At 70.4% G+C, this 10570-nt stretch carries 9 protein-coding genes, 1 pseudogene and 1 riboswitch; all 10 genes and pseudogenes read right to left on the reverse strand.

Annotation, left to right across the window (positions count from 1 at the left end):
• Window positions 1-465: 465 nt before the first annotated feature.
• The 10 genes and pseudogenes from ACQPZ4_RS51090 to rpmH all read right to left on the reverse strand — a co-directional run bounded on the left by ACQPZ4_RS51090 (window position 466) and on the right by rpmH (window position 10029).
• Window positions 466-1212: a hypothetical protein gene (locus ACQPZ4_RS51090; RefSeq protein WP_433054168.1), complete on the reverse strand. Its 747-nt coding sequence runs from the start codon at window positions 1210-1212 to the stop codon at window positions 466-468.
• Between the two features lie 1084 nt (window positions 1213-2296).
• Window positions 2297-3343, reverse strand: coding sequence for a ParB/RepB/Spo0J family partition protein (locus ACQPZ4_RS51095; protein ID WP_433054171.1), 1047 nt, complete (start codon window positions 3341-3343; stop codon window positions 2297-2299).
• Window positions 3340-4506: a ParA family protein gene (locus ACQPZ4_RS51100; RefSeq protein ID WP_433054174.1), complete on the reverse strand. Its 1167-nt coding sequence runs from the start codon at window positions 4504-4506 to the stop codon at window positions 3340-3342. The genes ACQPZ4_RS51095 and ACQPZ4_RS51100 overlap by 4 nt, the downstream gene beginning before the upstream one ends.
• Before the next feature lie 690 nt (window positions 4507-5196).
• Window positions 5197-5880 (reverse strand): 16S rRNA (guanine(527)-N(7))-methyltransferase RsmG, encoded by a 684-nt coding sequence (gene rsmG, locus ACQPZ4_RS51105; protein ID WP_433054177.1) that lies wholly within the window; start codon window positions 5878-5880, stop codon window positions 5197-5199.
• A 342-nt stretch (window positions 5881-6222) separates the two neighbouring features.
• Window positions 6223-7101, reverse strand: a complete 879-nt coding sequence (locus ACQPZ4_RS51110; RefSeq protein ID WP_433054180.1) for a bifunctional 5,10-methylenetetrahydrofolate dehydrogenase/5,10-methenyltetrahydrofolate cyclohydrolase — start codon at window positions 7099-7101, stop codon at window positions 6223-6225.
• Window positions 7102-7117: 16 nt separating this feature from the next.
• Window positions 7118-7199: riboswitch (ZMP/ZTP riboswitch) on the reverse strand.
• Window positions 7200-7322: 123 nt separating this feature from the next.
• Window positions 7323-7973: a protein jag gene (locus tag ACQPZ4_RS51115; RefSeq protein WP_433067116.1), complete on the reverse strand. Its 651-nt coding sequence runs from the start codon at window positions 7971-7973 to the stop codon at window positions 7323-7325.
• A 122-nt stretch (window positions 7974-8095) separates the two neighbouring features.
• Window positions 8096-9157 carry a membrane protein insertase YidC gene (gene yidC, locus ACQPZ4_RS51120; protein WP_433067118.1) on the reverse strand — a complete coding sequence of 354 codons (1062 nt, stop codon included), beginning with the start codon at window positions 9155-9157 and terminating at the stop codon, window positions 8096-8098.
• Window positions 9158-9168: 11 nt separating this feature from the next.
• Window positions 9169-9440 (reverse strand): annotated as a pseudogene (gene yidD, locus ACQPZ4_RS51125) (membrane protein insertion efficiency factor YidD).
• Window positions 9437-9856 (reverse strand): ribonuclease P protein component, encoded by a 420-nt coding sequence (gene rnpA, locus ACQPZ4_RS51130; RefSeq protein ID WP_433054183.1) that lies wholly within the window; start codon window positions 9854-9856, stop codon window positions 9437-9439. Before rnpA ends, yidD begins: the two are co-directional and overlap by 4 nt.
• 35 nt (window positions 9857-9891) lie before the next feature.
• The gene (gene rpmH, locus ACQPZ4_RS51135) at window positions 9892-10029 is read right to left on the reverse strand and encodes a 50S ribosomal protein L34 (RefSeq protein WP_033360019.1); all 138 of its coding nucleotides are present in this window, start codon (window positions 10027-10029) and stop codon (window positions 9892-9894) included.
• Window positions 10030-10570 lie beyond the last annotated feature (541 nt).

Genomic DNA, 10570 nt, shown 5'->3' on the forward strand with positions numbered 1-10570 from the left:
TGGCGCGGTGCCGCTTGGCTCATCGGCGCTGCTCACGGCTTGGCTTTCGACGCTGCGTGCCGGCAGATCCACCCAACGTGCTCCGAACCTCAGCCACGCCGACCTGGACTGCCGCGACGCGGCGTGGATAGAGCGGCGGCGTTTCGACGGTTTCCCGTGAAACGGCGCCGCCCTTCCGTCTTTCGGCCTTCGCGCTTTCGGGCCTTCGCGCTTCCGGGCTTCCGGGGCTTCCGGCGCTTCCGGGGCTTCCGGCGCTTCCGGCGCTTCCGGGGCTTCCGGGGCTTCCGGGGCTTCCGGGGCTTCCGGGGCTTCCGGGCTTTCGAGTTTCGGGCCTTCGAGTTTCGGGCCTTCAGGCTTCAGGCTTCAGGCTTCGGGCTTATGCCTGTGGTCCGGTGTTCGAACCGGTACCGGCTACCCGGGTTGCGGCCACTGTCGTCGTCGTGACGGCGGCCCAGTGGGGTCACCTCAGGTGGCGGCCGGCTTCTGCCCCTCGGGCGCAACTTCATCGGGCGCGTCGCCGTTCCCCTCGGCAGGCTCGGGAACTACAACGTCGTCATTCTCCTCAGCCGCGGCAGCGGGCTCGAGCGCATCGTCCGCCTGAGCCTCCGCCTCCCGCTCGGCAAGGCTGGTCGGCGAGGTCCAGTTGATCCGCGGCGGCTCGGCCAGCGGGCGCCCACCGAATTCGGCGAGCCAGGCCGCGACCATCGCCAGGTTCTCCCGCCACTGGTCCTCGGGAATCGGCGGCAGGATGTCGTCCCAAAGCGCGAGGAAGGTCCCCTGGAGCTGCAGCCGCCCGTACGGCCGGGCCAGGAACCACACGTGCAGATGCGCCGCCCCGTCCCCCCACCGATTCACGTGAACCCGAGCCACCCCGTCCAGCGAGCGAATGGCCCGCTCCAACCGAACGGTCATGACCCCGAGCTCAGCCGCCAGCATGTTCGGCAGATCCCCAAGGTCCAGATGCGACCGCGATTCGAGGATCAGGACCGCCGGCAGCCCGGTAGGCCGGTCGAGGGCCCGCACCCGCCAGCGATCACTGACCCAGATGTACGCCTCATCCGGCGCCCCGCAAGCCCGGCACTCAGCAGGGTTGTCCCCATGCCGAGGCGGCTCCACGGGCACCGGCTCAAGGAGGCGCTTGACACGGATGTCGCCCTCAAACGGAAACGTAGGCCAATAGGTAAAGGCGGGAAGCTGCGGCGACTCAGGCACGAAGCCGACCCTAGCCGACGGCGGCCCCGGTGTCCGCACCCTGTGGACGGACACCAAGTTATCCACAGGACAGCCTTCCGACACCCACCCCGCCAATCCGCCTTCATCCACAGGCCAACGGCAGTCCGCCCGCTTGGTTTCACGTGAAACGCGTGAGCCTGTGGATAACCCCTGTGGACAAGATTCGCTCAGAGCCGTTCTCTCAAGATTCCTTCTGGCTCAGATTTTCCGCTCAGCGCGTTCCAAACGCCCAAAATCAGCTTCCGCGGCCACCGCGCCCTAGCCGGGCACCACCACCGCCGGTCGAACGCCCATGACCACCCGCCGCCCGTCGATATCCGCCCCGCCGACCGCCGCCGACCGCCGTCGACCATCGCCGTCCGCCGTCCGCCGTCCGCCGACCGCCGTCGTCCGTCGACCATGCCCGCCGACCACGCGTCGACCGCCGCCGTCCGTAGACCGCGCCCGCCGACCGCGCCCCTCGACCACGCCCGTCAACCACGCCCGCCAACCACGCCCGCCAACCACGCCCGCCAACCACGCCCGCCAACCACGCGCCCGTCGACGTCGACCACGCCCGCCGGCCGCGCCCGGCTCGTGGCCGGCCACCCAAGCCCGTCGACAACGAACAACAGACGACTGGCCCCGACGCCGAGGCAGAGACAGCGGCGACGGCACGGCGCACCTCCCGGCCGTAACGGTGCGGGGCGACCGCAGCTCGCCGAGCACAGAGTCGACCGGGCAACGATGGCGGGCGGCGGACAGATGCGGCGGACGCGGGCGACGGCGGCTGGCGGGCACGACGGTGACCGTGCCGACATGGCGGACCAGAGCGCCGAACTCAGAGCGGCGAACTCAGAGCGGCGGACCCAGAGCGAGCGGGCCCAGGGGCGAGCGGGCCCAGGGGCGAACGGACCCAGGGGCGAACGGACCCAGGGCGAACGCGGGCGGCGCGACTGGTGACGATGGCGGGCGGCGGACCCGGGGCGGTGAACGTGGGGCGGCGCGATGTTTCACGGGAAACATCGAACGCAAGAGGCCGACCCCGGAGTGGGATCGGCCTCTGTGGTGGAGCGGTTGGAGCCTACTGCTCGCGCTGGGAAGCCGATTGTTCCTCCGGCACCCCGATGATGCCCACGATGCGCTCCAGGTCATCGACCGTGGCGAACTCGATGGTGATGCGCCCCTTGCGGCGGCCGATGTCGACCTTCACCCGGGTGTCGAAGCGGTCCGAGAGGCGGTCGGCAAGGTCGGACAGGGCCGGTGCGTGGGGCTTGGCGCGACGCTGGGCCGGAGCCGACTTCTTCGGGGCCTCCGAAGCCGCCAGCTGAACGAGCTCCTCCGTCGCGCGCACCGACAGGCCCTCCGCGACGATGCGCGTCGCCAAGGTCTCCTGCTCGTCCGAGTCGTCCAAGCCGAGGAGCGCCCGGGCGTGGCCCGCGGACAAGACGCCCGCCGCCACCCGGCGCTGGACCGGAGCCGGGAGGTTCAGCAGCCGGATGGTGTTCGAGATCTGCGGGCGCGAGCGGCCGATGCGCCTCGCGAGCTCCTCGTGGGTCGCGCCGAACTCCTCGAGCAGCTGCTGGTACGCGGCCGCCTCCTCCAGCGGGTTCAGGTTCGCCCGGTGGATGTTCTCCAGGAGGGCGTCCCGCAGCATCGCGTCGTCGCGCGTTTCGCGGACGATGGCGGGGATGGCCTCCTTGCCCAGCGCCTGGGCGGCCCGCCAGCGGCGCTCGCCCATGACGAGCTCGTACTGCTTCTCGCCGCTCTCCGACGGCTCGCGCAGTTCGCGCACGACGATGGGCTGGAGGAAGCCGACCTCCGAGATCGAGGTCTTCAGCTCCTCGATCGCCTCCTCGTCGAAGACCTGCCGCGGCTGCTTCGGGTTCGGGATGATCGCGCCCACCGGGATTTCGGCGAAGCGCGCGCCCGGCACCGGAGCTAGTGCATCGTCCGCAAGAGGAGCCGGCGTCGGTACCGTCGCCGCGCCCTCCGCCGACGCGCCGTTCGCCGCAACGGGGGGAGTGGCCAGCGCGGTCGCCGTGCCGGTCGCACCCTCGGCCGGCGCGGCGGCGGTTGGGATGAGGGCGCCGAGCCCTCGCCCGAGACCTCCACGTCGGTTGGACTTCATGCGACTCCTCCCACCTGCGCACCCTGCGCGCCGCGCAGTGCGATCTCCTGCGCTGCCTCGAAATAGCTCACCGCGCCCCGGGAACCGGGGTCGTACGTCATGACCGACTGGCTGTAGCTCGGCGCCTCCGACACCCGCACGTTGCGGGGGATGACCGCGTTCAGGCACTTCTCGCCGAAGTGGTTCCGCACGTCCTGCTCGACGAGGTCGGCCAGGCGGGTGCGCCGGTCGTACATCGTGAGGAGCACCGTCGAGATGTCGAGGTGCGGGTTCAGGTGCGACCGCACGAGCTCGATGTTGTTCGTGAGGGCCTGCACACCCTCCAGCGCGTAGTACTCGCACTGGATCGGGATCAGGACCTCCTCGGCCGCGACGAGTGCGTTGACCGTGAGGAGGCCGAGCGACGGCGGGCAGTCGATGAAGATGTAGTCGTAGTCGCTGCCGCCGGCCTCGATCGCGCGCTTGAGGCGCGACTCGCGGGCGACGACCGAGACGAGCTCGATCTCAGCGCCGGCGAGGTCGATGGTCGCCGGGACCGCCCACAGGTTCGGAATGCCCTCGACCTGTTGGGTCACCGCGTCGAGCGGGGCGCCGTCGATGAGGCAGTCGTACACGTCCGGCACGCCGGAGTGGTGCGGGACGTTGAGTCCGGTCGAGGCGTTGCCCTGGGGGTCGAGGTCGATCACCAACACCCGATTGCCGTGCAGCGCCAGGGCGACGGCGATATTCACCGCGGTGGTCGTCTTCCCGACGCCGCCCTTCTGGTTCGCGACGCACATCGTGCGACGCCGTGGTGGGCGGGGCATGGTGATCTCCCCACTCGGGTTGAGAATCTCCACGGCGCGCTTTGCCTCCTGTGCGAGCGGGGGGTCTTCGGTTTCACGTGAAACATACGCGTCAGTCATGGCGCCCTCGGAATCCGCGGTGACGACGGTCGGGTGTGGCCGGGGGGAAGGTGGGTTCCGTCGTTCGGGCCGCACCTCGGCCGGAGAAGCGTCGACTGTCGGCGTCACTCCCCGGCCGTACAGAGTACCGGTTGCGCTGCGTTCGCTCGGCCCGGTGACGTGAAACTCCACCCCGCGTCCGCGTGTCGGCTCAGGCGAATCGGGCGTCGGCGCAGCGGGGGAGGGCGGTGGCGGCGAGGACGGTGCCTCGAACCGCACGGGTTCTACGGGTCGTGCCGGGTCCCCAGTTCGCGGCTCGCCGTTCTCTGTTCGGGGCTGCGGGACCGGCCGGCCACTGGGCCGTACACCCCAACCCTCTATCCCCGTTTCACGTGAAACATGACCGTCTGCATCGCCGTAGCCCGGACCCTCACCGCTATCGCGCACCATGTCAGTCCCGTCCCGCTCGGAAAGGTGTGCACCCTCGGCCGCCTCGTCCGCCGGCTTCGGCTCCGCGGCGTGGGCGACGGTCTGCTGCTCGTCGCGCGCGTCGGTGGAGGGGTGGCCGTTCGCAGAATTCCGCGGGCCAGAGTTGGTCGCGTCGGGAGTCGTCTCGGCGGTACCGGCTCCGGGCGACGACCCCGCAGGGCGCTCGTCGTCCGGCTCCGTTCCGTCCAGGCCGGCTGCGTCGGGGACCGTTCCGGTTTCCTCGGGTTCCGTTCCGTCGGACAGAAGAGTGGCGCGGGGCCAGCCTACGGCGCTTCGCCGGGTGGAGCCATGACTCACCGGCGCGTCGTTGGTCTTCTCACCCCAACTCGGCCGCCAATACACCAGAAATCCGTCAACTCGCCGGAGCAGCCCGCCCAGGCGCTGTATCGGCGACATCGGCCATCCGATGCCGACCGCTCTGCCGTCCCCCATGAGTCCTCCGCGTTCCCCTCGCCCAGGGGTCGCGGTACCGCCCCCGGGTCACCGGCCGCGGCGCCCCCCGGCCTTGCGTGGGCGCGCGACTTCCCGCTCGCGCACGACGTCGACCACAGTGGTGGGCTCGGCGAGAACGGCGTCCCCGCACGTGCGCACCGACGCGGTGCCCGCACCCAGCCGCGTGAGTACCTCCGCGTGCTCGGCGACCTCGGCCGCCGCGGAGGCGCCCTTCATCGCGAGCAGATGGCCGCCGACGGCGGTGAGGGGGAGACACCAGCCGGCGAGCTTGTCGAGCGGAGCAACGGCCCGGGCGGTGACGACATCGGCGAGCGGGAGCTTCCCGACGCACTCCTCGGCCCGCGCGCGAACCACGGTGGTCCGCTCGAGGCCGAGCGCCGTCACCGCCTCGGAGAGGAAAGCGGTACGTCGTGCGAGCGGCTCGACCAGGGTGACGGCAAGGTCGGGACGAGCCACTGCCAGCACCATACCGGGCAGACCGGCCCCAGACCCGACGTCGACCACCGAGGCACCCGACGGAATGAGGTCCGCGACCACGGCGCAGTTCAGCAGGTGCCGTTCCCAGATCCGCGGCGCCTCCCGCGGGCCGATGAGCCCCCGCACGACCCCGTCGGTGACGAGCAACTCGGCGAACCGGATCGCCGTGGGGAGCCGATCGCCGAAGACCTTCTCGGCGGCGGGGAGAATCTCGCTGGGCACTGCACCGTCCATGCCCTCAAGCAAACCATGCGCGTTTCACGTGAAACGCAGGGAGGGACCGCCGCCGCGCGATGGCGCCGGACGTGGCACCCGACGCCGCCGTGCGACGGCGCCCCGGAGGTGGCACCGGTCGGGGGACCGCCGCCGTGCGATGGCGCCGGCTTGGCACCCGACGCCGCCCGTGCGACAGCGCCCGGAGGTGGCACCGGTCGGGGGACCGCCGCTGTGCGTTGGCGCCCGGAGGGTGGCACCCGTCGGTGGACCGCCGCCGCGCGACGATCCCCCAGACGTGGAATCCGCCGGCGGGACCGCGGCGCAACGACCACGCGACCCCGGCCCGCCAACGAACGAGTTTCACGTGAAACGGCGCTCCGCCGCGGAGATCGCGTTGCGGAAGAGCATGGCCACGGTCGTCGGCCCCACGCCACCCACGCGCGGGGTGATCGCGCCCGCCACCGACTCGCACGACTCGTCCACGTCGGGGAGGAGCCGGCGGCCCTCGTAGCGGACGCCCCCACCGACCACGACCGCACCAGGCTTCACATGCTCCGGCTGAATGATCCCCGGTACCCCGGCGGCGGCGATGAGGATGTCGGCCCGCTGGGTGTACCGCGGCCAATCCTCGACCCCCGTGTGCACCACGGTCACCGCCGCATTCGCCGTCGGCCGCTTCTGGGCCAGCAGCATCGCCAGCGGCCGGCCGAGCGTCGCCCCGCGGCCCAGGATGACGACCTCGCGCCCGCTGACCGGAATCTCGTAGTGGGCCAGCAGTGCCTCGATCCCCGCCGGCGTGCACGGCAGCGGCCCCGGAATCCCGGCGGCCAGGCGGCCCAGGTTCAGCGGGTGCATGCCGTCGACGTCCTTGTCCGGGTCGACCCGCATAAGGGCGGCGTCGTAGTCGAGGTGCTTCGGCGTGGGGTACTGGATCAGCAGCGCGTGCACGTCCGGGTCGGCGTTGAAGCCGTCGATCGCCGCGTGCAGATCGTCCTGGGTCGCGTCGGCCGGGAGGTGCCGGTGGGGCGAGGCGAACCCGAGCTCGGCGGCCTGGCGCTGCTTGATACGGATGTAGCCGGCGCTGGCGTCGTCGTCGCCTACGAGGATCGTCGCCAGCGACGGCGTGATGCCCCGGGCGGTGAGGGCGGCGGCCCGCTGCGCCACGTCCGCGAGGATCGACTCGGCCACCGGAGCGCCGGGCAGGAGACGGGCCTTGGCAACCAGGGGAGTGTTGGACATACGGCTCCTCGTCGCGCGTGGAAGCCCAGGCGGTCGACTCCCACGACGAGGCTTCCCGATGGTTGCCCATCCTCCATGCCGCCAGTCGCTCGCCAACAAGTATGCCCGAGCCGAGACGCCGCCCCAGGCCGAGGGCCGATCCGCCAAAGTGCGCGAACCAGCGGTACACAAAAAGGAACCGCCTCGACCGAGAGGCCGAGGCGGTTCCAGAAACCAAAGCGTCAGGCAGTAGGCCGAACCACGATCCGGCGCGAGGGCTCCACACCCTCCGACTCGCTCTCCACGCCCGGCAGCGCGTTGATCACGTCGTGCACGCACTTGCGCTCGAACGCGCTCATCGGCTCCAGGCGCACAGCCTCGCCGTACTCCTTCACCTTCTCCGCCGCGTTCTTGGCGATCGCGCCGAGCTCCTTGCGCCGCAGCGCCCGGTAGCCGCCCACGTCGAGCAGCAGCCGGCTCGGCGACCCCGTCTGCCGGAACACGGCCAGCCGGCTGAGCTCCTGCAGCGCCTCGAGCGTCGCACCGCGCTGGCCCACGAGCGCCTGCAGCCGCTTGCCCGAGCCGTCCCCGCCCTCGACGACCTCCACGACCGGGCGGCCGCTCACGACCAGCTCGTCGATGTCGCCGTCGTAGTCGAGGATGTCGAGCAGGCCCTCCATGTAGTCGGCCGCGATCTCACTCTCGCGGAACAGGTCGGCGCTCGATCGGCTCGAGCCGCCGCCGGCCGCGGCGGTCTCCGAGTCCGAGTCCGAGGACTCCTCGTCGGAGTCGGACTCGGCGTCGAACTCGGCATCGGTGTCAGCGTCTTCCTGCACAGCAGCAGGCTGCTTCTCCAGATCCTCGGCGCCGAGATCACTGGTGGTGTCGGTCACGAAACTCATCTCCGCTTGTTTGGGGCGCCGAGGCGCCGTCACAGGTCGTCGGTGAGGGGTGGGTTCGGTTCAGGGAGCGCCACGCGCCGGGCCGCTGGAGGGGTGGGCCCGGCGGGGTCGCATCAACCCGACTGCCGCTTCGCGGCGCCACCCTTCTTCGGGTTGATCGGCTTGGCGCCGGGCTTCGGGGCGCGGGACGGGCCGGCCGCCGCCTGGGGAGCCGTGCCGTTGGCCTTGGCGCCGGTCGCCTTCGCGGGCGCGCCCTTGCCGTTGGCCCGCTGGGCCGCGGCCTCGTCGCGCGCCTTGCTGAACAGCGCGGCGAACCCGCTGGGCTGCTTGGCCTCGGTGGCCTTGGCGGCGCCGCCCTTGAACGGCGTCGTGCTGGTCGACGCGCTCGCCGGCGGCGGGTACTTGTGCAGCACCCAGTACTGCTGGCCCAGCGTGATGGCGTTGTTCGTGACCCAGTAGATGATGACGCCGATCGGGAAGTACCAGCCGGACGTCAGCGTGAAGAACGGGATGCCGTAGAGCATGAACTTCTGGATCATGCGCTGCTGCGGGTCGGTGTTCCAGCCCGTCTTCTTGATCATCTGGCGCTGCGTCAGGTAGGTCGTCGTGATCATCAGGGCGACCAGGATGGCGGCCACGATCTTCACGGCGGTCGAGCTGGCGTCGATCTTCAGGAGGTCGGCCGCGCTGCTGCTGAACTTGGCGACGATCGGGGCGTCGAACAGGCGGGCGTCGACGGCGCTCTCGAACTCGCCGACCGTCCAGCCGTACAGCGTCTGCTGGTGCTCGGACTGGCCCGGGCGGAGGTGGCGCAGCACGTGCAGGAGGCCGATGAACACCGGGATCTGCAGGAACATCGGCAGGCAGCCCATGAGCGGGTTGACCTTCTCCTGCCGGTAGAGCTCCATCACCTCCTTCTGGAGGGTCTCCCGGTCGCCCTTGTGCTTCTCCTGCAGCTCCTTCATCTTCGGCTGAATCGCCTGCATCGCGCGCTGCGACTTGATCTGCTTGACGAAGATCGGGAAGAGCACGATCCGTACGGTGATCACCAGGAAGACGATCGCCAGCACCCACTGCCAGTTGGTGCTCAGCACCCGGTTGGCGGGCAGGATCGAATCCCACACGGTGTGCCAGAACAGCATCACCTTCGAGATCAGCCAGTAGATCCCGGCCATGAGCTTGCTAATCACGACACCGCTCCAGTCACGTCGACTCGGGCTCGGGCGAGTGTCCCCGGCGCGGAGGCACCGGGTCGTACCCACCGGGGTGGAATGGGTGGCAGCGCAGCAGCCGCCAGATCGCGAGACCGAGTCCCTTGACCACGCCGTGCGTGCCGACCGCCTCCAGGGCATAAGCGCTGCACGACGGGTAGAACCGACAACGCGCCGGCAACGCCGGGCTTATCCAACGACGGTACGCGACGATGGGAGCTGCCACGATCCGGGCTCCGGCGTTCATCGACGGACACCTCGGTTCTTCGGTCGGCGCGCGGCTTCCAGCGCCGAGTCAAGGTCGTGCTGCAGTTCGTCGTACGGCCGGGCGGCCGCCTCGGGCAGCGCCCGCACCACGATCACGGAGCCGGCCGGCAGGTCGGCCAGGCGCGAACGGACCAGGTGCCGCAGCCGCCGCTTCACGGTGTTGCGCACCACGGCGTTCCCCACGGCCTTGGAAACCACAAAGCCGGCGCGGGCGGCACCGAGGGAATCAGACAAGTCAGAAGGATCCGAAACATCGGAAACACTGGAAACCCCGGGCCGCGGGGGCCCGGGGTTCAGGAAGTGCACGACCACGGCCCCCCGGCCGGCGCGACGGCCGTTGCGAATGGTGGCGGCGAAGTCATCCCGCCGCCGCAGTCGCTGATCGGCCGCCAGCACGCTGCCTCCCGGAGGACGCGGTCGAAGTCGACGGCTCAGGCCGAGAGGCGGTCGCGCCCCTTGGCGCGGCGCGCGGAGAGGATCGCACGGCCGGCGCGGGTGCGCATGCGCAGCCGGAAGCCGTGGGTCTTCGCGCGCCGGCGGTTGTTCGGCTGGAAGGTGCGCTTGCTCACGTCGGGGCTCCGTCTTCGTGACTGGCGGGACGCGAAGCAGCGCCCACGGGGATGTCGATCGTTGATTGGAGTTTACCAGGGAACGGTGCTCCAACCGAAACAGGGTACGCGCCGCCTCACGCACCGTCAACGATCACACACGAGGGCCGGGTGTGAACAACAAAAGCCCTGGTGAGAGCCGATTTCCACAGGTTCGTTGTGGACAACGGTTGAGTGGTTGTGGACAACGCTGTTAACGTGCCCGGTTGCCGGTGGACACCGCGACCGCCGGCGACGGTGCACAACTGGACTTTCCTGATCACAACGGGTGTTCTGCAAGGGGGTCAGACACCCGCCCGGCCTGCATGACCTCTGCGTACGCGCTGATCACCGCACAGTCAGCACGGGACGAGGGGGAATCAGGACGATCCGTCCACGGGACATGACTCGTTGATACACAGGTTGTGGAAAACCTGTGGACAATGGTGGCCCGGGACGGCGGAAAGATTCCGGGCACCGTCCACTCGCGGTGGGGGCCGCGAAACACGATGGGGGTGCGCGA

Source organism: Dactylosporangium sp. CS-033363 (assembly GCF_050942475.1).
GTDB lineage: Bacteria > Actinomycetota > Actinomycetes > Mycobacteriales > Micromonosporaceae > Dactylosporangium.